A 26,169-nucleotide genomic window follows, 5' to 3' on the forward strand; every position below is an offset into this window, starting at 1 on the left:
TAAGGAGCTTTTGACTAGCCAAATCGTTAAGGAGTGAAGTTTTGGAAAGTTTACAAAAGAAACTGTCACGCGTTCGTTCTCCACGGGTACATATTACTTATGATGTGGAGATTGGAGATGCGATTGAACAGCGCGAGTTACCCCTGATGGTGGCTATTTTGTCAGATCTTTCTGGTGACCTGCCGTCCGTTGCACCAAATGACTCAGCATTAACACCGTTACCCGCGATTAAAGAACGATCGTTTGTTGAGATTGATCGTGACAGCTTCAACGAGGTAATGACGGGCTGTCAGGTGAGGTTAAAGGTTGATGTAGAGGATGTTCTGAGCGAATCGTTGGAGACACCTGCGGCGAAAGAAAAAGGTGGGAAAGCAGCTAAGACGGCTAAGGATGGCGACGTAGAGGAAGGTGACAAAGACCCTGCCTCTGAAGCTGCTACGGACAAGAAAAAGAAAGTCTTTATCCTCGCTTTCAATTCGATTGATGATTTTAGCCCAATGAATCTGGTGAATAATATTGAACCTACCGCTGCTCTCTACCAAGGCCGTTGTTATCTGCGAGACTTTTTAGGTAAGCTCGACGGGAACGATGCGCTTGATGAGCTGTTGGTGAAACTATTTAGCGACAAAAAGTTGCAGGATGAACTGATTGGTACTTTTGCAAAGGCGGATGACTTTTCTGCAGTAACTCCCACAGGCTTCACTCAACTGATGTTGACTGAAGGACATATGGCATTAGATGACTCGCAAATTCCTTATGTTCTTAACCTGATCGGCCAGTTCACGGTTGATGTGGTGCAAAAGCTTGATCCCAATCAGCCTGCTTTTGCGGCGGACCTGATCAATGATCGTATTTCCCACGTCGACAATTTGTTGAGCCTGCAGATTAATCTAGTACTGCAACATCCTAAATTTCAGTCTTTAGAAGCGACTTGGCGTGGCTTGCACTTTTTAGTGATGAATACTGAAACCAGTACTCAATTGAAGTTGAAGGTGTTCAATGTGTCTAAGGCCGATCTACTGAAAGATTTACAAAAGGCTGTTGAATTTGATCAGAGTGCTCTGTTCAAAAAAACCTATGAAGAAGAATTTGGCACTTACGGTGGTGACCCTTTCAGCTTTATGGTTGGGGATTATGAATTTGGTCGCCATCCTGAAGACATTGAACTCCTGGAAAAAATTGCTGGTGTAGCGGCAGCGGCTCACGCCCCATTTATCACCTCTGCTTACGCTAAGCTGTTTGATTTAAAAGATTTTTTCTCTTTAGCTCAACCGCGCGACTTGAGTAAGATTTTTGAAAGTGCGGAGCTTATTAAGTGGCGCAGCTTTCGAGAAACTGACGATTCTCGGTATGTCACGTTGACCTTACCTAAAGTGCTGTTACGTTTACCCTATGGACCCGATACGGTGTCGGTGGAAGGCTTTGACTTTAAAGAAGATGTGGATGGCCGAGATGCATCACGTTATTTATGGGGAAATGCAGCATATATTTTAGCACAGCGGATCACTAATGCTTATGCTAAGTATGGCTGGTTAGCCGCAATTCGCGGTGTGGAAGGTGGCGGGCTGGTGGAAGGCTTGCCAACGCACACCTTTAAAACACCTTCCGGTGATATCAAACTGACTTGTCCTACCCAAGTGACGATTAGTGATCGTCGAGAGAAAGAACTTAACGATTTGGGATTTATGGCCATTCTACACCGTAAGGGCTCTGATAAGGCCGCATTTTTTGGTGGGCAAACAACCAACTTGCCGAAGAAATATAACACCGATGCCGCGAATGCCAATGCCCGTATTTCAAGTATGTTGCCCTATGTATTGAATGCGTCGCGCTTCGCTCACTACATCAAAGTCATAATGCGTGACAAGGTGGGTAGCTTCTTAACCAAGGATAATGCGTCAGACTTCCTTAATAACTGGATTGCGAACTATGTGCTGGTTGATGACTCAGCCCCACAAGTGATGAAAGCGAGTTATCCGCTACGTGATGCAAGGATTAACGTGACCGATGTTCCTGGCTCACCAGGCAAGTATCGTGCAACGGTATTTCTTCGTCCGCATTTCCAACTGGAAGAGTTATCGACCTCGATTCGATTGGTGGCGGAGTTACCGTAGTTTCGACACCGAAATGCAGTACCAAGTAAAGCTTGGCTGCTCAGAAATATGGACAAAATGAGAGATAAATTATGGATTTGATATTGCTACAATTTGGTGATGACAGCTTCACTAAACCCCAAGATCCTGCGGGTAGCGGCTTTCTAGACCCCTCTGGTGGATCACTTATCGACGGTGCCGCCGATGGCGATACTTGGTCAGCACTGGCCGATAATGCGGGTGGCTCGGGTTTCGATGCGAAAAAATGTGTCGAGTTAGTGTCGATTAATCAAGGTCTGCAGCAGCAAGTCACTACCGATGTGAGTAACAGTGCACGAACTTCTGGTCGGCCCATCATCAGTGATTTTACGTGCGTAAAGTATGTTGATGTGAGCTCACCCAAAATGTACGACTATTGTTTACGAGCGAAGCCTCTCGATACCGACCCTAGCAGCCCAACCATTATTTTTGTACTGCGTAACTCTGGGGATCAGCTCAACATTATTATGCGCTTCGAGTTGCGTCTCGCACTGATTAGTGAAATTCAGTTTCAGTCTCATCCGAATGATATGGCGACCGAGCAGTTTAAGCTGAATTTTACTGAAATTACTTGGCATCATCAGTTACAAGGTCCTGGAATGCAGAACAAAGGAACCATGGCAGCGGGTTGGAGTATTGCCAAAAACCGTCCAATTGGTGCTTTGTCAAGCTAACAATCTGAACCACAGGATGGGCCGGGATATGCGCGTGCTAGTCCATGCCATTGCAGGGGGCCAACACTTGATAAGTAAGAGCTTTGTTGCTTAACGAATACCAGCAAAGGAGTTAGAGATGGTGAGTAAAACACTGTTCGAACGCTTATCGTTTCCTGGTGAGGAGATCGTGTTAGTGGATTCTGTTCGACGCAACATTCAAGCAATTTTTGACTCGCGAATGTTACTCGATGGTGATGTGCACAATGCCAATCGTGGTTTAGTGCCGTCTTTAGTAGAGCAGGGCGCGGATAGCCATGCCGATCTCGACACCTATAAAGAGCGCTTAGAGCAGTTGATATTGCGTTTCGAACCGAGGGTTAAGGCTGTTGAAATCAGTGACCTTAGTTTTCGAGAGGTAGGTAATGGTAAATGTGAATTAAAGCTACAGGTGCTTGATATGGATTTAGTTGAAGACTTTCAATTTTGAGTATCGAGTTTTAAGGCAGATGAAAACAGGAATGGTCGTGCATGAATCACTATGACAGCTTTCAACAGGAATTGCAGTTTTTGCGTCATTCGGTGGAGCAGTTTGGTCAAGCTTACCCTGCGGCTGCCGCTGAGCTAAAATTAAGTTCGGGTCGTTCGGCTGATCCTCATGTGGAACAATTATTACAGTCTTTTGCTTACCTTACTGGAAAATTACGCTCTGACATGGCGGAACAGCGCGGTGAAATACCAAATCAGATGCTGCAAACGCTATACCCGAGTCTGGTGCATTCACAACCGTGCATGACGGTGTTGCAGGCTAACGTTGAGACCGACGGCGCAAATTTTGTAAATGGTTATATGTTAAAAAAGGGGCGGCAGTTTGTCACTAAAGCCCGGGCAAGTCATAGCGATAAGAGTTACGACTGTATGATGCAGTGCTGTTATGACACGCCTCTGTGGCCTTTTGACATCACTGGTGTGAAAATTTTACCCAAAAATTATTACAGTCAAATCGATCAACGTCGCGACACTCAGGCCGTTCTTTCGGTCACCGTAGCTAGTCGAGGGATGGATAATGTATATGAATATCCTTTGGATAAGCTGCGATTCTATTTAAACAATACCAGCCAGCGAGCAGAGCTATTTCAACTATTCAATGACAAGTTAAGAGCGGTGGCGCTTAAAGTTGGAGATAACATTCGGATATTACCAGACAGTTCAAAGCAGCATGTACTGAGCTGGCTGGGTTTTGAAGCTTCACATAACGTATTGCCCGATGGCGACGGTAGTCAGCGTGCCTATCGTTTGCTTCAGGAATACTTTGCCTTCCCCGATAAATTTTATTTTTTCGACGTGAATGGTTTAGAACTTGATGGTTGTGTCGATGAGTTTGAGTTGCTGTTTTTACTGGATGAAGCAAAAAGTTCGATTCACCTTGCTCGTAACAGTTTGTCGTTGAACTGCTTTCCGGTGATCAATTTATATCCAAAAACTTTCAAGCCCGTTCAATTGAAGCAAACTGAACATGAATACCGCTTAACAGCAGATGAGCAGCAATACCTGCTGGCAGAGATCCATCAGATTACTGAGGTTCGTAGCATTGGTTTTGATGGCAAGGCCAAATTGGTGGACCCATGGCTGGGAGTCAAGCGTGAAAATAGCGCGGAGCAATACTATATCACTCGCTTAACTTCATTGCTAAAGGCAGAGCAGAGCGGTTGTGACACGATGCTTGCACTTTACGATGGTCAATTTAATACCTGTGATCCGATTGATCAGACCTTGGTGATAAAAGGTTGGTGTAGTAATCGACGTCTCCCAGAGTTTTTGCGGATGGGGAATAAGTTAAAGCCGGTAGGAAGTGCACCAATGATGACTGCTAACGTGATGGAGCAGCCAACCCGATTCAAAGGAGCACGATTACAACCGGGTAACAATGTGAAATTGCTGTCGCAGTTAAGTTTAAATCATTTTGCGCTTGGCGAAGGGCGTAATCGATTAGCTTTGCTCAAACAAATCCTCACACTATATGCTGATAGTTTCGCTTCATCGCAAATGCGCCAAATTGAGGGTCTCATGGATTGGCATGGCGAAAGTGTGGTTAAGCGCATTGGTCGGCAGGCTTGGCGCGGTCACTGCCGAGGAACTCGTATCACGATGACGGTAGACGAACACTACTTTGGTGACGCCAACCCACTATTGTTGGGGCAAGTTCTAAGTCATTTTTTGGGTCTGTATACGACTTTGAACCATTTTGTTCAGTTACAGCTAGTGAGTCATCAACGTGAAGGAGTGTGGAAACAATGGCCACCGCGCATTGGCGAACAGGTTTTACTGTAGCTGACTTATATACTAATCCCGAAGCTGGCTGGTCGTTTTATCAGCTGGTACGTTTACTATTATCTGAAGAATCACAGGATCCTGAATTATCTGAAACAAGCGATTCGCTAGGCGATGCGCAAGCGGTTCTCGGTGAATTAAAAGATGTGAGCCATTTAGAGGCTCATCGTGCCACGCGAGCTTTCTACTTAAGTCAAATAGAACAACCACAGTCTATCGAAAACCAACTCGTTCAATCTTTAGATAAACATTTCTTCTTTAGAGCATCTTATGAAGCTCATTTTCCGGCGGGAGAAGTGAGAGCGGTTACAGTTATCGATTCGGGGCGGGATGATGTTAGCCACAAATATCAAATTGTTAGCTTAGGCAATCATATCAGCGGCTTAGCTGGCCCGTTGCCCGATGGCCTCACCGAGCTGGTGGTTGATGATATAAAAAACCGTCAGGCGGTGTTAGCTCATTTTTTGGATCTGTTTAACCATCGCCTGCAAAGCTTACGATATTTATTCAGAAGCTTGACCGACGCCACTCTTGCCCACGCACCAGCGGAGCACTCAGAAATAGGCCAAATGTCACTGGCTTTAAGTGGCAATCTACTTAAAGTGCACCGCCAGCTGTATCAACAAAATACCGATCGGTTTATTGGGCTTGCAGGCTCACTGGCAAATCGACGCATGTCCTTACCGCTTATTCAAGAGCTATTTCGAGTGACTTTAGATGTCCGTTTAAACCAACTTAAACATTGTATTGGTCGTTGGCTAAGAGTTGAAGTCGAAGATCATATTCGGCTTGGACAAGCCAACCATTGTTTAGGTGGAGAGGCGACTCTAGGAACTCAAATATGGGATCAGCAAGCGGCGATTGGCGTGGTCCTTGGGCCCTTGCCTAATTTGAGCCTTAAGCGTTTGTTACCGGAGGGGGACCGATATTCGCAGTTATATCGCCTACTGTGTTGGATTACCGATCGCAAATGTGATTGTGAGGTCACTTTAGTTAGCGATCAGGCTGTTTCTAAAGCGCTTTGTTTAAAGGGGGAAGGAAACCAATTAGGCCGTCTTAGTCGGTTGGGTGAATTCCAAGGGCGTGAACGGGTGACCTTTATGGTGGATTTAGCGAGAACAAATTTATGAGTCGATCAGTTGGGATTTTGTTGACTTGTATGTTGCTGATGACTGCTTGTTCATTAAAGGAATACCTTGGGCTTAGCCATGCCAATGACTTAAGCAAAGTCTCTGTAAGTAGTACCGCTGATTGTAACCAGAATAATCCAGTGGCGTATGACCTAGTGCTGATATTCGATACTGGGGCAGCCGCGACTTTAAGCACAATGAGTGCCCCACAATGGTTCCAGCAAAAAGAAGCGATGCAATTGAGTTTGGGTAGCAAAATTGCCGTACTGAGTTACGACATTGTTCCACTGACTTCCGAGCAGCCAATCACATTACCCAAGAATTCAAGAGATGCCACTGCCGTGTTGTTGTTCGCTAATTACCTTGCTTCGCTTGGCCAAGTTGCCGCGCGTATCGAGGGTTATCCATCGGTTCGAATTCAGTTCGAGGTGAATCAATACCAGATTATAGCGGGTGGCAAATCATGAAAGATATAGATTGGGAGTCTCTCCCGCAAGCTCTATGTTGGTCTGAAGGGATGATGCTGTCACCGCAGCACTTTCAGCAAAATGATGTGTACTGGGAAAGTCAGTTGCAAGTCCTTAGAAAACTGGTTTCCCCGCATGCTTGGGGCTTAACTCTTTTAGATATCGACCATGGGAAGTTAATGCAAGGTGAGGTCGTGGTAAGGCGGGTCAGGGCGATTTTGCAGGATGGCTTAGTTGTGAACTATCAAGAAAATGAGCATGACCGCTTACAGCTTGACCTGACGACGCTTTCGGGAATTGATCAACTGACTCGGGTTCGTATTCATTTGGTCGCACCCATTCGAACGCCTGGTTGTGTGAGTGATAGTGCCACCATTCAACGCTTTGAAGCGGTTGATGGTCCGCCTTCGGTCGATGATAACACCGGACAAGGTGAGATAGTGACCCAGCGCTTAAGCCCCAAACTGGCCTTGCAGGCAACCGATCGAGTTAGTAGCAAATATGCGAGCGTACCGTTATTTGAGGTTTGCCAACCCGATGTGGGTAATTTTCAACTCGGTGAGTATTGTCCAGCGTTATTAAATATCGCTGCAGAAAGTTTCGTATTTGATCAGAATACTATTGGTACTCGTAAGCCGATTCAACAACGTTGCCAAGCTCTTGCTTTAAGTATACGTAATAAGGCGCGGCAGCTTGCTGGCTATTCTGAGCAGGGGGAAGATCGACTGGGGCATAAAATTGGCCAGCTACATCGGAGTTGGATAAGAGCCTTAAGCCGTAATCTGCCAGAATTTGAATTAGCTAGTGATGATCAACAAACTCACCCACACACACTGTATATGTTGTTGGCGCGTATGGTTGGCATTTTTAGTGAGTTGGATCCAGTTGGGGTGCCCCCTAAACTGGCAGCATATCAACATAGTAATTCTCTGTCTGGCTTCAATCAGGCTTTGGATTACCTGCAACAGCAGCTCTCTAACGTGAATATGCGCTTCACTAGTATTCACTTTGAGCAAAACCGTAAAGGTGTGTTCACCCTGCAGTATGATAAAGCGTGGGCTGGTGGGGAGCTACTTGTAGAGTTGTCGGCTTTTGATGGCGGTAGCACTGAAGAGCTGAGTGAGTGGTTTAAGGCCTGTCGTATTGCATCATTTAAGATGCATGAGTCGTTAGCCAAACACCGCATGCTGGGTGCTTCGGTTCGTCAAGTGAGTGTCGATGAGCAAACTGGTATTGCTGCCGGACCGGGTCGGGCGTTATTTGCCATTCAAGCCGATGAAAAGCTGATCCTGCCGGGGCAACAACTGGTTATTGTATGTACCAGTGGACAGCTGAAGTTGCAGCAACCTCGGCGTATCACCTTGCATGTCCCTCATGAGTTAAGGGTTTAGTATGAAAACTAAAACTGATCAGCTCGACTTACTTTCGTTAATGGTGCAGTTTTACGAACTGATTGCCATATTCAAACAGCAAAATCAGCAAGGCATACTAGATGACGTTGTAAAACGAGAGATAGCGTTAGCCGAAGCTCCGAAACCGGAAGAAATTGCTTACGCTGTTCAGGCGCGTTTGCGATTGTGGTTGGAAGCCACTCGGCACCAATATAACGAGCGAAATACGGCCCGTGAAAATCAATCGATGAAATGTGCGCTTTACGCCATGGTTGCTTTGGCTGATGAGTTGGCTCTATTTGAAATTGACTGGGTAGGGCAAGCTCACTGGCAAGATATATTGCTCGAAAAATCGATGTTTAAGAGTTGCCGAGCCGGCAGCACGATGTTCGAGTTAATTGAAAAACTACTGAATGCGCGCAGCCATACGTCGATGGAACGCCAATTATCGACCGTGTATTTATTCATGTTACGTTTGGGTTTTGCTGGCCGTTATCGTGAACAACCGGAAAAATTGGCAAGTTACCGACAGCGTTTATATCGACTTCTGAGAGCGGAGGCGAACGGACAATCTACTCCGATATGCGCGACTGCTTATAAGCATTTGTTGGTGTCAAATGAGCAGCAACGATTGGCTCCTATCGCCAACTGGTACCGGAAAATGGCTTGGGTAACGCTGACTTATTTAGTACTCAGCTCAGCCATTTGGGCATTACTTAATTTGCCGCTTAGTCAGCTCTCGCTTCTGGGACTGGGTTCGTAATGGCCGAACTATTTGCTAAGTTAAACTCGCTATGGGAAACCTCTGAGTTGTTGCTGAGAGGGGGCAGCGGTGGCTTGCAGCAACGTTTATCCCCGCTGGTGGTTATGCTTGACCCTTACTGGAACGATCCAGTATGGCGTGTCTTATTCATCTTTTTTTTACTGTTACTTATCGTGATACTGGCTTGGTGGCTATTAAAACTTGGATTCACTTGGATTAGCGTTTTGTTTTCAACCATCAATGTAGGAGCGAAAGCCTTACTCTGCTGGTTGGCAAAACCCTTTTCGGTTGCGCGACTGTGGTTTGACAAGTATCGAGAGGCTTATCGTCGAAAAGCGCGTCAGAATTTAAGGCTCAGGATTCGCATGAAACGAATTCGCGACACTTTAAAGTATTTAACCACTAGCCGCCAGTGGCGTTATAAAAGCTCATGGTTTTTGTTGCTTGGCGAACCGGGATCGGGCGGAAATGCGTTACTTGAAGGGATCCGTTCTGGCAAGCGTGCAGCATTGCTGCATCGAGAAAAACAGCAACATGCAGCTGGTAGCCAATGGCATTTCTTTGACAATGGGGTGTTGATTGAAGCCGACCAAGAGCTATTAGTAGAATCTCAAACTGGACACAACCCTAGTGGAGAAATGCCTCGACTGGCTAAACTGTTAGAAGTCATTCACCGATATCGACCAGAGCGACCGCTAGACGGTATCGTTATGAGCATCTCTGCCAAGTCATTGTTAGAGGCCGACAGTATCTACCGCCAAGCGGCGCTGGCTGAGCAGTTATTCAAGCAGTTATGGTTGGTGCAGAAAAAAAGCAGTTTTGTGCTGCCGATTTATCTGGTGGTAACCGAGTGCGATGTTATCGAAGGTTTTGAAGCTTTCTGGCAGGCTCAAAGCGACCAACGTTGGCGGGAGATGATTGGTTGGTCAAACCCACTGCAATTAGAAAGTAGCTTTGATCCGAATTGGATAGATTTGGCATTTGAGCAAGTGGTTGCAGATTTACAGCTCGCTCAACTGGAAGTCGCAGCCTCAAGTCGTGAGATAGTCGATATAGACCGATTTATGTTGTTTCATCAGCATTTTCGTCGCATGCAATCTCCCCTTAAAAAAGTCATGGAAGGGACATTCAGTCGCAGCCAATTTCAGGCACCTCTGCCGTTAAGAGGGGTGTTCTTTTGCGGTGCAGTTGAGCAGGTCCCGGCATTTACTGACCAACTGTTTAACCAAAAAATATTCGCAGAACTGAATTTAGCCACTCCGCTGGAGCGACGGCTGTTGTCCTCGGAAAAGCTCCTACAGCGGTTTCAACTTTCGACTATGGGGTTTGGAGCCTTGTTATTGTTATGGTTGTGCTTTGACAGTGTTCGCATGCTTAACTATAACCACAACTTCACTCGGGTCCTCAAACAAGCAGCGAGTGAAATCAGCGATTCGACTACGAATTGTCCATCACTGGGTCAAAACCCCTACCGCTTATTGGCTCACTTAGCAGAAGTAGGGCACAAGCCTTGGAACCTATCGATGCCAGTATCGTGGTTGGATACCCAATTGTACAAAAATCAGTTGGTTGTTGGCAATCAACTACTGAGTCCTCAATTGTTCAGTAGTCTTGAATGTCGCTTAAGCGTCAAAGCCATAGAATTAAATAAATTGGAACAGCAAAGCTCAAAAAGCCAAGCTAATGAGTCAGCTTTAACTGAGCAACTATTTGTATTTGCAGACTCGATGTCGATATTTAATACCAGTGTTGACGACTTCGTATATTTGGCGGGTCCATTGGGTAGCGATAAGCAAGTACAAGCTAGGCTCACCAGTTTACTCGACTACGCATACGATGTTCCAGTGCCAGAGGCTTCACGCCCTTCATCCCCTCTGGTTACTGGGGCAATACAGGTGATGGAATACAAAGTAAAGCAACAAACTTTAACCGATCCCGAACGAAACATTACTCATTTACTGCAGTCCGCGAAGAGATTACATCAAGCCCTTATTGACAGTACTCATCCTAGATTTTTATCTGAGCTTGGCAAAGATGACGCGCCTACCTCCAATTTATTAATTAGTCAGTTAAGAAGTTTGGGGGAATGGTTAAGCACCAGTAACCTTAAATGGACGGTTCCTTATAGCGCTAGTCCCTGTGGTAAGGTCAATACTCATTTGGCTAGCGCGATCAAGGGATTACGCAAGTCAGGCGATCATCCTGCATGGATCTTAGATGAGATCAGTGAATTATTTGGTGAACAGCGTTGTTACCAGGTTGCGCAGCAGAAGTTATTAGCGGTCAATCTAGCACAGCATGGTTCAGCTTTTGTGTCAGCAGGCAAATTAGTCCGGATGAGCCCAAAACTTGTTACTTTACAGCAAGAAATTAAAGCACTAGAGCAATTGCCATTTGTGATCCAGCAATTATCCGGAACATTGAGTCCGCTGCCAACAACACCGATACAGCGTTGGCGTCTGGGGCCTCTGACTCAGGCATTGGATAGTATTCGTCAGTATCAAGCATTTGAGGCGCGTTACTACCATAGCGCCGATTCTTTCTACGCCAATTCGATTCGACATAAGTTAAGCGATGTCATCACCTACCAGCTTAACGACGCGATGCAACGGCAAGTTCGCTTAGCCAATTCTTTAGAGAATAGCGATAAGGAAGCTGAGCTTGCATTAAGTATCAACAACTTTGTAAATGTACAGGATGCTATTTTAAATCTTGAACAACTACTGATGCAGTTGGGTGATACTCGTAACCGAATTTGGCTGAAACAATCCGCGCGTAATCATGCGCGACAGTTGTTAGAACAGATTGATGAGCTAGTGAGTCTCGATAGGCTTTATGTTGCAGAAAAGAAACCAGATTGGCAGCAATTGAATTTTGCTCAGGCCCTGTTTGCAATTGAGACTGACAAGCAACTTAGCCAATATGCCATTGCTCAGCGCCAGCGCTTGAGTTATCTGGCACAAAGTTATGCGCAGCCACTGGTTAGCTTTTTATTGAATAGTGGGGGAATAGAACAGTTAGGCGGTAGTTCTCAGCGTTGGTTTGATACCTTGAATACCTTAGCGAAGTATCAGCGCAAAGATCCTGATAATGACTTGAGTAAGCTGGAGAGCTTAATTACCACGACATTGCCAGAAATGACGATGCTGCAATGCAGCGATGTGGATGTAAGTCCTCAACGGGGGGGCAGTTGGTTTGGCGAGAAGTTGCAAAGACTTGATCTACAGGTTTGGGCGCACTGTAAAAAGTCAACTCAGGCTCGAGCAATTGATAGTTATTTGGCTATGGCGAGGAGATTTGATCAGCAGCTAGCCGGTCTGTTTCCGTTCTCTGAGGTGAGCGAAGCAGGTAAGAATGACTTGCCTTTAAGTACCGCGGTCGGATTTTTTACGAGCCCAGATAATGACCCTCAGTTGTTGTCTGAGCAATTAGATGCGATGGCCAAAGCTTATCCAGCAAAAATCCCGACCAGCTGGAAGCGCTTTTTAAAGCAGCTTAATCAATTTAAAAACTGGCTCAATAGCGGGCTCGCTTCAGACGGACAAACTTGGTCAGCCGAATTAGATGTGCAATTTAACGCATTGTCAGGGAAGGCCAAAGGAACCAACCAAATCGTTCGTTGGGAACTCAGCAGCAGTCAGCAGCTTATCGGTTTTCCTAATCGAGGCGAAGTCATTCATTGGCAAGTTGGGAGGCCGCTGGCATTAGAGTTATTTTGGGCCGATAGTTCTCCCTACCAGCCTTATACTTTGGCAGACTTACCTCACGCGACATTTGTTTCACAACGTTCAGCGGTACGTTTTGAGACCACGGGTGCTTGGGGTCTGTATGAATGGCTTATTCGTTACGCGGATAGTATGCATATGAAACCTGAAGGCATGGCGGCAGGCACTCAGCTACTGATGTTTAATGTCCCTGTCTCTTATAAAGAAAAACTCCCACAGCAACAAAAATTAGCCTACGTTAGTCAGCCTAATATTGCGCTGACCGGACAATATACCGATGCCAAAGGTCTTCGTCATACCATGAGTTGGCCGCAGACCTTGCCCCAAAAAGCTCCAAATTTTAGTGATAACTGAGGAAATCTGAATGCGATTACCTGCCTCTGGACAGTCAGTTGATGACTATATTCAACAACACTTTGGCATACCGTTAGAGACGCTAATAGCGCCAGTGGGCGATAACCAAGTAGGGGATTCAGTTCGTCATAACGGTGTCTATTTTAACATTAAGAATGCCCGCAAGTCTGACGATCCAAGCCTTCCTATGGGAGTTTGGAGCCACGAACTGAAAGTCGCTGATTGGCAAGAAGTTAGAAAAATAGCCTTGGAAGCATTAAGTGAAAAGTGCAAGGATCTGCAATTAGGTGTTTGGCTGCTTGAATCGAATATTCACTTGTATGGATTTTCCGGTGTTGCTCCCGCATTGGTGCTAATTTTGCAATTGTGTAAGCAATACTGGGACACCATGCACCCTCAAATGGTAGACGGCGATTTAGAGTATCGTACCAACCCGATTAATTGGGTTAATGAAAAGCTCACTTTACAACTCCGTTTAATCAAAATTACCGATACCCCCTTAGATGGAAATGAGTACAGTTGGGATGATTGGGAAAATGCGCTGCGTTATCAACAATTACACAACCAAAACAAGCTATCTAGCGCTTGGGATGGCCCCAATCCTAAGTTATTTAAACAACGTATAGCTGCCACGGCACCAGTTACGCTGCTAGATCTTCATCAGGCATTGGATGATGGCATTGTGGCGGTAGATGAATTTCAGCTGTGGCTCGATGAAACCTGTGATAGTGATAGTCCCAGCTTAAGTGACTTACGTAAGTTGCTAAGTAACGTCAATGAAATGGTCTGTAATGAATTATTTCGCCGGGGCATTTCTTTGGCTAATGCTAGTGAATCAGATGGGCATGATGAGGGAGGAAGCGCAAGTGATACGCCGCCCTCGTCGGCTGGCGGTGGCGGAGGCCACCATAGTGAGCTGCGTGATCGAGCGGATGCGTTTGTGATGTTGCGGCGTGCGGCAGAATTTTTAATGGAAGATGACCCGCATAGTCCCGTTCCTTATTTGGTATATACGGCCTGTAACTGGGGAGAGATGAGCGCGCCAGACTTATATCAGCAACTATTTTTACAAAAAGGTGGTCAATTAAACATATTTGAGTTGATGGGGCTGGAAGTGAGTAGTGATTAGCCTATGTAGTTTAGATAAAATAAGAGGCATCAGTATGAATGACAAAGCGAAAAAAAGGCAAGTTGTCGTTGGCCAAGCGGGTAAGTCCGATAGCGACTTACACCGTCATGTACGACAGCATCTACGTCATATCGCTGCTCAGCCAACATCATCTAGTCTGCAGCCTCCCGTAATCCAGAAGCGACGTGATGCTAAATCGCAGCTTAAACCAGTGACCGAAATTAGCGTCGCACATATTCCTTCGGTCTCGATCATCCGTGATGGTGCGCATGCTGTCTATCAAACAGGCAGCGCATTGCTAGATTTCACTTTAAGAGCAAAGCGAGATTTAAACTTACTGTTAGCCATGGAGTCAGGACAGAAGGTTTTCGATACGATTCATGGTTCGGGCTATAAAGTGAAAATTCAAGATCGAGGCGATAAGCCCAAACACGGAGGCTCACAAAAAGCGTTGGATAGATTAGATGCGAAAACCAACGGTGTAGGTTCAGATTCCTTAGTGCCCCATCAGACTGACCGTTCAGTTCTCGAACCACGGTCGCATGCAGCTCCAAGTTCTTCAGTTATCAGTTTGGGACATGAACTTATTCATGCTACTCATTCCGCAACTGGAACCCTACAAAGCTGTAAACATGATAACTATCATGTTTCGCCAGGGGTAATAAAAGAGGAGCGTGTGACCGTAGGTGCCGCCGATGGAACTGGAGGAAGCAATGGACTACCAACGGAGAATTCCTTGCGGATTGATTTGGCCAAGCAGCATCAAGGGATCACGCCAACATCCAACGGACAATTTATCCCACGATTAAAGTACGGAAAAATGGATTTGAATTTCTAAATAACGAAGTAGGAGAACTGCAATGCCAAGTTATAAAGAAAGATACGCCCGCTATAAAAAAGAAGTAGATGCCAGTATGGGAAAATCACTCGGAGGATGGGGGCAGTTTAAAGCGTTATTTGCCCCAAATAAGAGTTTTTCCACGGCTAGAAAAGCTGCTATTGACCAAGCAGAACAAAATCATCTCGGTGCAACCACTGCTGATAAACAAGCGGATCGCCTTTACCGACCATTTAATCTTATTGGAACCACTGGTACCGATGATGCGCATAAAACTCGCTATTATCGTAGCAGTAGCGGTACTTTTGGGCACATTACTCCATTTCACAGTCCTCATAATGTTGGCCGGGAACCTGCTCGTAAACATGCCGATTACCACATGGAAAATGTAAACGGTCGATTGCATGAATATATAGGCGACAAATTGATACATCCTTCGAGAAACCCCTTTGTTCCGATTACTGATGATACTCAAAGAGGGCAGCATCATGCCCAAGTTGCTCATTTCGATTATATTAAACATCATGGGCGGAGAGACAGTGTTATCTATCGGCATAATCCGATGCCAAATATCCGAGCTGAACCTAAGGACTATCAACAGGGCTAGTGGCTGATAAAACCCGCGAAATCTGGCATTTGTACAAATTGTGATAAATTAACATGGAACAATTAGTGTCTGTGAGTCACCGCAGAGTATCGGAAGGAATAGGTTCTATTTCTAAATTTTAGGCGTTTAATCGATGTTTGTCAGTGAAGATACTGATAGGTTTTGAAGCTTGATTTTCATAAAACATACGGAACCATGGAACGCTACGGGTTTAGTGTTTTTATTGAAAAAATACTAAACCCGTAAATCTCTTGCTCTTAAAATATAAATCAAACTACTCCAAGGCATCCCTTTATTCCCCTCTGCTGATATTCTATTTTTTAGTAACATCTGTTAACTTATTTCTTGATGGCATAACAAACAACTAAAATTTATATTTAGAGATTTTTGGCTTCGTGGTTAATTATTTTTATTGCTCCGCCGATAGATTTTTGCATGTGATTATCGGTCTAATTTTATTCTAGATTCATGCGCGGGTTTGTTTTTTATAAAACAAGTTTCTTTTTTTTAAAACGTTGGTTTGTTTTTATATGGTTATGTATATAGCAGGCGGTTCTTTCTGGTTTAGGATTGCGTTATCGCTGGTATTTATGAATGACAAGCTTAGTTTTATCCTTTAAGTTTTTATTCTATTTAAATTTCATTTATGGCTGTTGGTATAAGGCCTGTCGTCCAATTCACTTCCAGATAAGCGCTAGTTTTAATCCACTCTTATATGATCTATGTAAGTCCTTCACTTTGTATCTTGGAATCATTTAATCGCGCAGTTTTCTGTAATCATCGAAAAGTTAAGATGAACCATAAGTGTTTGATGAGCTAAAAATTCCGTTTTTCGCAATACTTACGTCGGATAAGTTCATCTAATCGAGTTTTGAGTATGATAGGTATTTGTTGCTAGCACTCTGCTGTCAGTACAAAATTAGAAATTATTTACTCGGTAAATACCTGTTCTAAGAGCGAATTTGGAATAGCTTCAGTTTTTCGGTTTAGTTGTCATAGTTGTACTAAATTTAAAGTGTTGTTTTATTACCACAAATAAAAATAACCATAATTGTCTATTTTGTCAAAATAGTTTCTTATTGAAACGTTGTTCTAAAAATATTTGATCAGATTCAAAAAATATACAAAAAATCGTTTTAAATTAAATCGTGGATCACATAGTTGTCTGAGTAAATATTTTTTTAAGGTGCTTCCATATATTGTATTTGTATTGCTAAATGCAACTCATCGATAAGGAAATATTAATGAACAAAAGATTTGTACTCTCTGTTTTAGCTGCATCTATCGGCCTTGCCGGTTGTGGTAGTGACGACGATAGCGCCAGCCGTATCGTGGTTGAGCCTGCTGTTGATAATTGTAAAGATATGGATAATTTATATTTTTGTGACGGCTTCTCAACGGATAACATGGCAACTAATTGGAAAGTATTGGCGGTTGAGGGAGCAAATGATGGTACCGCAGCCGGTACATTTGATATCCCAGCGAACAAAGGCTATTTACGTTATAACGCAGGTGGTAAGGGGGGGGAGATCCTACTTGCTAGTGATGCTGCAATGGCTGATGTTCCATCAGGTAACTATTTTGTGGAAGCGAAAATTCGTCCTCGTCAAAATGGTACCACAGCCAATAAACAAATTTTCTTAATGGGCCGTTACGACAGCGAAGGCAACTGGTTTGGCGGTGGCTTGAATGTGCAAAACTCTCCTTCGAGTACTCAAGTTGAAGCGGTTATAAGTACCGACGGATCGATTAGCCGGCCAGTACAGTCTAAAAGACCGATTGCCTTAGGAACTAGAAATACTGACAGTGAAACCTTTGAAGACGGTACTTGGTATGTGACTCGATTTGAAATGATCGACAATCATCTTAGCGTATATTTGGACGGTGAGTTTATCGGTACAACCGATAGTGATAAGTATCAGTCTACTGGTAAGTTTGGTCTCTTTACGAATAACCGCGCCTTTGAAATCGATTATATTAAGGTAGGTGACCCAACAATCAAACCAGTACAATTGACTTTAGATTATATGTCGACAGCTTGGGAGAACGCCGTTGCAGGGGGAGACCCGTTGGTGGTTAATGTTACAGCTGTACAAAGCGATGGAACTACCGAAGATACTTATGAGGTTTCGTCTAGTGACGAAGATGTTGTGCTGGTAAACGAAGTCAATGGTCAGGTGACCATTGAGCCTATGGCCGAAGGTACTGCGGTGATTACCTTTATCTCAGGTTCGGATGCTGATTTAACCAAGTCTATTGCAGTGACCGTTAATCGCGCATTTGTAATGCCAACAGCTGATTATGGTGATTTGAGTGGTAAATTGATGCCAGCAATCGATAGCACGGAGCAATTTATTGATGGCCAACTTTCTATCACTTTTGATGATGATATAACTTTAGGTGAGATTGGCGAAATCCGTATTTATAAAAACGGTACAACCACTGATCCCGTCGACACGATTAAAGCAATGAATGAGCTGAATGTTCTTGGTTACGAGGGACAGGATAAACGCCGAGTGGTTAACTTTAATCCTTTAAGTGTGGGTGACGATGGTAAGACTTTAAAGATCGCATTGCACGACGGCGTACTCGATTACGGCACAAGCTATTATGTGGTAATTGGCGAAGGGCTGGTTAAAGGCTCTAAATTGAACGGAAATAACTTTGTCGGCCTCGGCGCGAATAGTAATTGGAAGTTCACAACAAAGAGTGCTCCTGCAACTGGTGCAGATGTCACAGTCGGTCCTACTGGTCAGTTTGCCTCTGTTCAAGGGGCGTTAACTTACTTAATGAAGAACGTCGATAAGAATGCAGCCAAAACAGTTACCGTTCAAGAAGGGACCTATGAAGGGCTATTGTTCCTCCGCAGCGTGAATAATGTCACTATCAAAGGTGCTGGTAAAGACAAGACTTTCATTCAATACGATAACTATGACACCTTAAACGGCGGTGGTGGTAAGAGCTCTGCAGGCACTTCTTCAGCCGAAGGTGGACGTGCGGTATTCTTGGTCGAAACCGTGGATAATCTCGTGCTGGAAGATCTTACTCTGAAGAATACCCATGTACGCTCAAGTGCATACTCTAACCAAGCTGAAACCATTTACTTCAATAGTCCATACCGTTTAATCGCGAAAAACGCTAACTTTATTAGTGAGCAAGACACATTGTTATTGAAGGGATACACTTGGTTCTACAATACGCTGGTGGCTGGTAATGTCGATTTTATTTGGGGTTACAGTGTCGCTTCTGTGTTTGAAAATAGCGAAATCCGTACTTTAGGGGATTCAAAATCTGGCGTTGAGGTCGAAACCTCGGGTGGTTACGTATTACAGGCTCGTACGGCAAATGAAGGCGATCCTGGATTTGTATTTATTAATAGTAAATTTACCAGTGGCGTAGGCCCTGTTGGTAATACTGTGAAAGATGGTTCAACCTATTTTGCACGGAGTAGCGGTAAATCGAATGCCTACGATAATGTAGTCTTGATTAACAGCCAAGTAGGTCCACATATCGCAGATATTGGGTGGGCAGGTAAAGATGTGAACGGTCAACCTGCGCCGAAACCAGCATCAGCAACATCTGGCTGGAGAGAGTACGCAAGTCAGGATCTGACAGGTAATGCACTTGATGTAACAAAACGCGAAAGTGGTATTGTGCTGAGTGCTGAAGAAGCGGCACCTTATTTAACTCGTGATAAAGTATTTGCTAGCTATAACGATGGATCTGGTTGGAAACCTCAACCTTAAGCTAAGTTGATTGAGAGGAAGATAATGTTGTTTGCCTCCGGCTTGTCCGGAGGCTTTTTTTGTCTGGCTCGTTATACAATTTGTTGCTCTAGGCTGTGGGATTGTTTTGGCTCTAAGTCGATGGTTGTTTGGGTGAGGGCTGTTTCGATACAGATAAACTGTGTTGAGTACTGTTGGATGTCGACCATATTGCTTGCCAGTTCAGTGCCTGGATTCCAGACCACGACCGAATTATGACCGCGGTGATGAATGTTGACCAAACCGTAAGATGAGTCGAGTCGAGTCGTTGCTTCTGGCTGTAAATAAATTCGGTCGGTTCGGGGTGCTAAAGAGAATGGTTCTGTGACCGTAACATTTTGGCGAGTGACTGAATCAAAATAATGATCGCCCAAACCAGTAATCTGTAGTTTAGCCACATCTGCGCAAAAATAGCTGTGTAGCGCGCCATTAAAACTAAATATTTGCTCGCTGTTATTGGTCGTTGTTAATTGAATACTGGCTTGTTGATTCAGAACATACTCACACTTCAAGTCGATAAGGGGATCTAAACGGCTATTCAAACGGAATATTAGTTTACATTGTTGTTCAGTGGTGTCTATTTCTTCCAGGTGCCAGTCATTGATCCTTGCATATCCGTGCCCCGGCAGACTTGGATTTGAATCGCCAAAACTAGGCCAGCAAATGGGCACGCCACCACGAATAGCGCTACCAGGCTCGAACTTAGTGATTGGACTGAGCCAGAGTTTTTCTTGTCCAAGATTTGGACGAAAACTAAGTAATTGTGCTCCTTGCTGGGAAATGAGCGCTTTCACCTTAGGATGGTCAACCCAATAAAATAACATCCCAGCGGTGTTCATGACTTCGAAGACGGCATTATCGATTTGTTTTACAACCTGTAAGTTCAATCGTTCAAGAATCATTATTTGTTCTCCCCAAAAAAAAAGCGACCCGAAGGGTCGCCTTTGAAAATTTAGTTACAGTTCTTATTTTGAAATGTGAGTAATTAAATCAAGAACTTTGTTTGAGTAACCGATTTCGTTATCGTACCAAGATACAACTTTAACGAATTTGTCAGTTAGGGCAACACCAGCCGTTGCGTCAAATACTGAAGTCTGAGTCTCACCAATGAAGTCTTGAGAAACAACTGCATCTTCAGTGTAACCAAGTACGCCAGCCATTTCGCCTTCAGAAGCGGCTTTCATTGCTGCACAAATTTCTTCGTAGCTTGCTGCTTCTTTAAGGTTAACTGTTAAGTCAACAACAGAAACGTTAGCAGTTGGTACGCGGAAAGCCATACCAGTTAATTTGCCGTTTAACTCAGGAAGAACAACACCTACTGCTTTCGCTGCACCAGTTGAAGAAGGGATGATGTTTTGAGAAGCACCACGGCCACCACGCCAGTCTTTCGCTGAAGGACCGTCTACAGTTTTCTGAGTTGCAGTGGTTGCGTGAACAGTGGTCATAAGACCAGATTCGATGCCCCACTTGTCGTTTAATACTTTAGCAATCGGTGCTAAACAGTTGGTTGTACAAGAAGCGTTAGAAACGATGTCTTGGCCAGCGTAAGACTCTTGGTTTACGCCCATTACGAACATAGGCGTTGCGTCTTTAGAAGGACCAGTTAAAACTACTTTTTTCGCACCAGCGGTGATGTGTTTACGAGCAGTTTCGTCAGTTAGGAAGATACCAGTTGCTTCAGCAACTACATCAACACCAATTGCGTCCCATTTAAGATCTTCAGGGTTACGCTCTGCAGTTACACGAACAACATTACCGTTTACGACTAGGTTACCGTCAACGACTTCTACGCTACCGTTGAAACGGCCGTGAGTTGAATCGTATTTTAGCATGTAAGCCATGTAATCAACGTCGATTAAATCGTTGATGCCTACAACTTCAAGGTTGCTGCGCTCAACAGAAGCACGGAATACGAAACGTCCAATACGGCCAAAACCGTTAATACCAACTTTAATTGTCATAGTGATACCTAATGTTCCTAGTTGTTAGAAGATGTATAATTTGGTTGTAAACTTACAACATTCTGAAATTTCTTCAAGTCGAATCGACAATTAATTTGCGCGATATCAATTAATGATTTAAAAATGACCAAGCCTACTTTCCAAATAGGAAGTATTGGGTGAGTCGTTAAAAAAAACAACCTAAATAGCCTAATCTCAGATAAAATAAATAAAGCGAATGTTGTGCTAGATCGATAAATCGAGCTTTAGGATGAGTACAATACAGACGCAAAAAAATAATAATTAGTTAGATACAAAGCAATAACTTGGGAAATGTTATGTCAGATCAAATCATTGAACAGTTGGTAAAGCTTCGCGGCATAGAAACCAACTACGTTGACGCTTGGGGGAATCCGACTCAGGTCGTGCCTGAAAGCAAAGTAAAATTATTAAAAGCACTGGGTTACCCTGTAGATGATGCAGAGCAATTAGCGCAAAGGTATGAAGAGGATGTATTAAATTACTGGCAGCAGCTTATGCCTACCGTTAAAGTCGTGAGAGTCGCACAGCAATACCCTCTAGAGATTAGAGTTCCAATTGAGTTGGCTAACAAAACTTTTAGTTGGAAACTAGAAACGGAACAAGGTGAGGCGTTTAAAGGCCAAGTTGTCCCCGTCGATGGTGAACTAGTTGAAGCGCATGCGATTCACGATGTTGAGTATCAGACTTACATCGTTCTTTTAACGATTGAGCTTCCGATTGGCTATCACCATTTGAGTTTGGCGTTGAAAGGAGGGCGCAAAGTTCTTGCTGAAACCCGTTATATCGTTGCGCCCCAAGCGGCTTATATTCAACCAGAAATTGCTTCTGGGAAAAAAATATGGGGGCCAAGCGTCCAGTTATATTGTTTACGTAGTGAAACAAACTGGGGTATTGGTGATTTTTCTGATCTCAAATTGTTAGTGAAAAACATCGCAGCTAGTGGTGGTGACTTTGTTGGATTAAATCCTATCCATTCTCTTTATCCAGCTAACCCAGAGGCTGCAAGCCCCTATAGTCCCTCTTCTCGTCGCTGGCTAAACATCGTTTATATCGATGTAGAAGCGATTGCTGAGTTTGCAAACTCAGAGGCAGTGGCTTTGGTCGAGAGTTCGGTTTTCCAGAATCGTTTACAGCAACTTCGTAAAAGTGAATGGGTTGATTACACTGGTGTTACCGAAGCGAAACTTGAAGCTTTGAGATTGGTTTTTAAACAATTTCAAACCATTCAAAAAGGTCGTAGTAAAAGGGCAAATGCATTTCGGTCTTTCATTAAGGAAGGTGGAGAAAGTTTAGCCGCTCAAGCCACCTATGACGCCTTGCAGGAACATTTGTATAATAATATCGGTAATGCCTGGGGTTGGCAGGCTTGGCCAGATGAATATAAAGAGTATCACTTGCCAGGTGTCGCTCAGTGGGTGAGCGAAAATCAAGATGCAGTGGATTTTTATCTATGGCTGCAATGGTTAGCTGATGAGCAACTTGCCGAAGTTGATGCTGTGGCGAAGGCTTCGGGAATGGTGATGGGACTTTACCGCGATTTAGCCGTTGGTGTGAGTGAGGGAAGTGTTGAAATTTGGGCAAACGGTGATCTATATAGTTTAGATGCCAGTGTTGGCGCGCCACCCGATATCCTTGGACCTTTGGGGCAAAAATGGGGTCTTCCTCCTATGGATCCAGCAGTGCTCGAAGCACAAGCTTATCAACCCATGATTGACCTATTCCGTTCTAATATGCGCTCCTGTGGATCTTTACGTATCGATCATGCAATGGCTTTATTGCGACTTTGGTTGGTGCCTGTAGAAGATTCTGCCGATAAGGGTGCATATATTTATTATCCGATCCAAGATCTGTTAGGTATTCTTGCCTTAGAAAGTCACCGTAATCAATGTTTGATCATTGGTGAAGATTTGGGCACCGTTCCTGATGGAATTTTTGAAATCTTACAAGAAAATGGGGTTCACTCTTACCGAATTTTCTTCTTTGAACAAGCTGCTGATGGCGGCTATATTTCGCCGTCTCATTATCCAAGCCAAGCAATGGCCGCGGTGACCACTCATGATATGCCGACTTTACGCGGTTTCTGGCATTGTGATGATTTGGCATTAGGTCGTGAATTGGGGATTTACCCCGATGAAGCAGTGTTACAAAGTCTTTATCAAAGCCGTCATGACAACAAACAGAAGTTACTTGATTCACTGCATGGGCATCACAGTATTCCTGATTATATTTCTCGTGATGTGAATTGGGTCGGAATGGACCGTGGATTGAATTACGGTATTCAAGTTCATATGGCGAAAGGAAGTTGTAATTTACTTTCAGTTCAATTGGAAGACTGGATGGAAATGGATAAACCGGTGAATGTTCCAGGTACATCTAGCGAATATCCCAACTGGCGCCGGAAATTAACTTGGAATTTAGCGGACTTGTTTGGTAATGATGATGTACAACATTTAATGCAGCAACTCACTGACGCTCGCCTTAAAGCCAGTTAAGTTTTGTGTTATATATCATCAAGCGCTCTTTGGAGCGCTTTTTTTTTGCTTATGAAAATGCTTTCGATCTCACTTTAGTGGTCATTTATGCAGAAAAGCAAGGTGACTTGCGCTAACCTAAGCTTAACTTAGTAAATTGTCATATTCTCAGGATCTTAAGGTGAGTAAATAATGAAACGATCTTTGTCTTCTCAGGTTTCTCGGTTAGTTCAACAGTTGTCTAATGTTCGCTTAAAAGAGCCATTTAGTGTGCTTGGTTTAAATCAAGATAAAAATAAATCAGGGCTGGTTTTAAGAGCTTGGCAACCAGATGCTACAGCGATTACGGTTAAATCTTTATCGGGAGAAATCTTAGGTTCAATGCAACAACTCGCTAAGCAGGGGTTGTTTGAGTTGAAGTTCGACACTGAGCAACGTTTCAACTACTGCCTCGAAGTTGATTATGGCAAACACACTCTCGCAGTTATCGATCCCTATCAGTTCACAGAAGAGGCCTATGAGGGATTAGCAACTATGTCCCATGCGCCTGAAAATATTTATCAGGTACTTGGGGCCCAAGTCAAAAGTTTAGTGGTAGACGGCGTATCAGTGAATGGGGTGCGTTTTGCGGTATATGCACCAAGCGCCTTTAGTGTGAGCTTGATTGGTGATTTCAATCAATGGGATGGGCGTCGCATGCCGATGCAGCGTTCTTTAGATGGTCACTGGGTATTATTTGTTCCGGGTTTGGCGGCAGGAACTAAATATAAATATGAACTTAAAGATCTACACGGGAACAGCTTGCCGCATAAAACTGATCCTGTCGGTTTTTACGCGGAGCAATATCCGTCTTTTGCTTCGGTGGTGTGGGATCATAGCCAATATCAATGGAACGACCAAGCTTGGATTGAATCACAGCTGAATGACAAACTTACCCAGCCAATGAGCATCTATGAAGTGCATTTGGGATCTTGGAAACGAAAAGTTGAAGGGCAAGAAAATCAGTATCTTAGTTATCGTGAATTGGCTGTCGAACTCGTTAATTACATTAAGGAGATGGGTTACACCCACATTGAGATATTACCAATCTCTGAGTTCCCTTTCGATGGATCTTGGGGATACCAGCCAATTGGCTTGTTTGCACCCACGAGTCGTTTCGGTAATCCAGATGATTTAAAATATTTGATTGATCAATGTCATCAGCATGGTATCGGTGTGATTGTTGATTGGGTACCTGCACATTTTCCGAGTGATTCCCATGGATTAGCTAAATTTGATGGTACGGCTTTATATGAGTATGAAGATCCCCGTCGTGGTTGGCATAATGATTGGAACTCTTACATTTATGACTTTGGACGCGATACCGTTCGTCAATTTTTAGTGGCGAGTGCCTTAATTTGGTTGGATAAATTTCATGTCGATGGTTTACGCGTTGACGCTGTGGCATCGATGTTATATTGGGATTATTCACGGGAAGAAGGTGAGTGGGTACCAAATGTTGACGGTGGTAATCATAACTATGAAGCAATCAGTCTTCTAAAATGGTTTAACGAAGAGGTATACCGCCAGTATCCACATGCGATGACGATTGCTGAGGAGTCAACTGCTTTTGCTGGCGTTTCTCGTCCAACCTTTACCGGTGGCCTTGGTTTTGGGTTTAAGTGGAATATGGGTTGGATGCATGACTCCCTGACCTATATGCAAAAAGACCCTGCCTTTAGAAAATATCACCACAGTGAAATTACCTTTGCGATGGTGTACAACTACGATGAAAACTTCGTATTACCGATTTCTCATGATGAAGTTGTTCATGGTAAGGGCTCATTGATTGGTAAAATGCCAGGTGATGAGTGGCAGCAAGCGGCAAATTTACGCGCGTATACTGCGTTTATGTTTGCCCACCCTGGCAAAAAACTCAATTTCATGGGGACCGAATTTGCGCAGTCAAGTGAATGGAATCATGACACGAGTCTAGAATGGAACGTCTTGAAATACCCTAAACATCAAGGTCAACAAGCACTGGTTAAACAACTGAATACCGTCTATCGCAGTCATGCTGCTATGTATGAAGGTGACTATGATACCCAAGGATTTACTTGGATAGATTTAGATGACTGGGAAAACAGCATTCTAGCATTTCAGCGTAATGCGTTAAGTTCTCAAGAAAGCTTGTTTGTTGTGTGTAATTTTACACCAGTCCCTCGAGATGGTTATCGTCTGGGTGTGCCAGAGCAAGGTAGCTATCGGATTATCCTTAATACCGACTCAGAGCTGTATTGGGGAGGGAATTATGATGCAGGCATAGAGTTCCAAAGTGAGGCGATTACTGGCCATGGTCGAGAAAATTCCATCATATTAAACTTGCCTCCGTTGGCAACATTGTATTTAATCAAAATAGATTAGTTTTTGACAAGCCCCCTTGTAACACGAGG

The 26,169-nt window shown here is 44.0% G+C and carries 17 protein-coding genes; 15 read left to right on the top strand and 2 right to left on the bottom strand.

Features of this window, described 5'->3' with window-relative positions:
• The first annotated feature begins 41 nt into the window (after positions 1-41).
• The 13 genes from tssC to ACRRSX_RS10825 all read left to right on the top strand — a co-directional run bounded on the left by tssC (position 42) and on the right by ACRRSX_RS10825 (position 19,266).
• Positions 42-2,114: a type VI secretion system contractile sheath large subunit gene (gene tssC / locus ACRRSX_RS10765; RefSeq protein ID WP_432453215.1), complete on the top strand. Its 2,073-nt coding sequence runs from the start codon at positions 42-44 to the stop codon at positions 2,112-2,114.
• A gap of 71 nt (positions 2,115-2,185) precedes the next feature.
• Entirely contained in the window at positions 2,186-2,806 is a 621-nt protein-coding gene (locus ACRRSX_RS10770; RefSeq protein WP_432453214.1) for a type VI secretion system tube protein Hcp, read from the top strand.
• A 118-nt stretch (positions 2,807-2,924) separates the two neighbouring features.
• Positions 2,925-3,275 carry a hypothetical protein gene (locus ACRRSX_RS10775; protein WP_432453213.1) on the top strand — a complete coding sequence of 117 codons (351 nt, stop codon included), beginning with the start codon at positions 2,925-2,927 and terminating at the stop codon, positions 3,273-3,275.
• A gap of 41 nt (positions 3,276-3,316) precedes the next feature.
• Positions 3,317-5,116 carry a type VI secretion system baseplate subunit TssF gene (tssF, locus tag ACRRSX_RS10780; RefSeq protein WP_432453212.1) on the top strand — a complete coding sequence of 600 codons (1,800 nt, stop codon included), beginning with the start codon at positions 3,317-3,319 and terminating at the stop codon, positions 5,114-5,116.
• Positions 5,080-6,246, top strand: a complete 1,167-nt coding sequence (gene tssG / locus ACRRSX_RS10785) for a type VI secretion system baseplate subunit TssG (protein WP_432453211.1) — start codon at positions 5,080-5,082, stop codon at positions 6,244-6,246. The genes tssF and tssG overlap by 37 nt, the downstream gene beginning before the upstream one ends.
• A complete protein-coding gene (locus ACRRSX_RS10790) occupies positions 6,243-6,713 on the top strand; it encodes a hypothetical protein (RefSeq protein ID WP_432453210.1) in 471 nt (156 codons plus the stop codon). The genes tssG and ACRRSX_RS10790 overlap by 4 nt, the downstream gene beginning before the upstream one ends.
• On the top strand, positions 6,710-8,104 hold the full coding sequence (gene tssK / locus ACRRSX_RS10795) for a type VI secretion system baseplate subunit TssK (protein WP_432453209.1): 1,395 nt from the start codon (positions 6,710-6,712) through the stop codon (positions 8,102-8,104). The genes ACRRSX_RS10790 and tssK overlap by 4 nt, the downstream gene beginning before the upstream one ends.
• A 1-nt stretch (position 8,105) precedes the next feature.
• Complete coding sequence (locus ACRRSX_RS10800; RefSeq protein WP_432453208.1) at positions 8,106-8,867, top strand: DotU family type IV/VI secretion system protein; 762 nt, start codon at positions 8,106-8,108, stop codon at positions 8,865-8,867.
• A complete protein-coding gene (locus ACRRSX_RS10805; RefSeq protein WP_432453207.1) occupies positions 8,867-12,946 on the top strand; it encodes a type VI secretion system protein in 4,080 nt (1,359 codons plus the stop codon). The genes ACRRSX_RS10800 and ACRRSX_RS10805 overlap by 1 nt, the downstream gene beginning before the upstream one ends.
• A 10-nt stretch (positions 12,947-12,956) precedes the next feature.
• Positions 12,957-14,075: a type VI secretion system protein TssA gene (gene tssA / locus ACRRSX_RS10810; RefSeq protein WP_432453206.1), complete on the top strand. Its 1,119-nt coding sequence runs from the start codon at positions 12,957-12,959 to the stop codon at positions 14,073-14,075.
• A 34-nt stretch (positions 14,076-14,109) separates the two neighbouring features.
• Complete coding sequence (locus ACRRSX_RS10815) at positions 14,110-14,913, top strand: M91 family zinc metallopeptidase (RefSeq protein ID WP_432453205.1); 804 nt, start codon at positions 14,110-14,112, stop codon at positions 14,911-14,913.
• 22 nt (positions 14,914-14,935) lie between these two features.
• Complete coding sequence (locus tag ACRRSX_RS10820) at positions 14,936-15,520, top strand: hypothetical protein (RefSeq protein WP_432453204.1); 585 nt, start codon at positions 14,936-14,938, stop codon at positions 15,518-15,520.
• A gap of 1,244 nt (positions 15,521-16,764) precedes the next feature.
• Positions 16,765-19,266, top strand: a complete 2,502-nt coding sequence (locus ACRRSX_RS10825; protein ID WP_432453203.1) for a pectinesterase family protein — start codon at positions 16,765-16,767, stop codon at positions 19,264-19,266.
• Positions 19,267-19,337: 71 nt separating this feature from the next.
• Here ACRRSX_RS10825 and ACRRSX_RS10830 read toward each other — a convergent pair whose 3' ends face one another.
• Positions 19,338-20,186, bottom strand: coding sequence for a D-hexose-6-phosphate mutarotase (locus ACRRSX_RS10830; RefSeq protein WP_432453202.1), 849 nt, complete (start codon positions 20,184-20,186; stop codon positions 19,338-19,340).
• Positions 20,187-20,249: 63 nt separating this feature from the next.
• Positions 20,250-21,245, bottom strand: a complete 996-nt coding sequence (gene gap, locus ACRRSX_RS10835) for a type I glyceraldehyde-3-phosphate dehydrogenase (protein ID WP_432453201.1) — start codon at positions 21,243-21,245, stop codon at positions 20,250-20,252.
• 317 nt (positions 21,246-21,562) lie between these two features.
• Here gap and malQ point away from each other — a divergent pair, with 317 nt between their 5' ends.
• The gene (gene malQ, locus ACRRSX_RS10840; RefSeq protein ID WP_432453200.1) at positions 21,563-23,758 is read left to right on the top strand and encodes a 4-alpha-glucanotransferase; all 2,196 of its coding nucleotides are present in this window, start codon (positions 21,563-21,565) and stop codon (positions 23,756-23,758) included.
• Between the two features lie 171 nt (positions 23,759-23,929).
• Positions 23,930-26,140: a 1,4-alpha-glucan branching protein GlgB gene (gene glgB, locus ACRRSX_RS10845; protein WP_432453199.1), complete on the top strand. Its 2,211-nt coding sequence runs from the start codon at positions 23,930-23,932 to the stop codon at positions 26,138-26,140.
• Positions 26,141-26,169 lie beyond the last annotated feature (29 nt).

Origin of the sequence: Agarivorans sp. QJM3NY_30 (genome assembly GCF_050870855.2) — a bacterium.
GTDB lineage: Bacteria > Pseudomonadota > Gammaproteobacteria > Enterobacterales > Celerinatantimonadaceae > Agarivorans.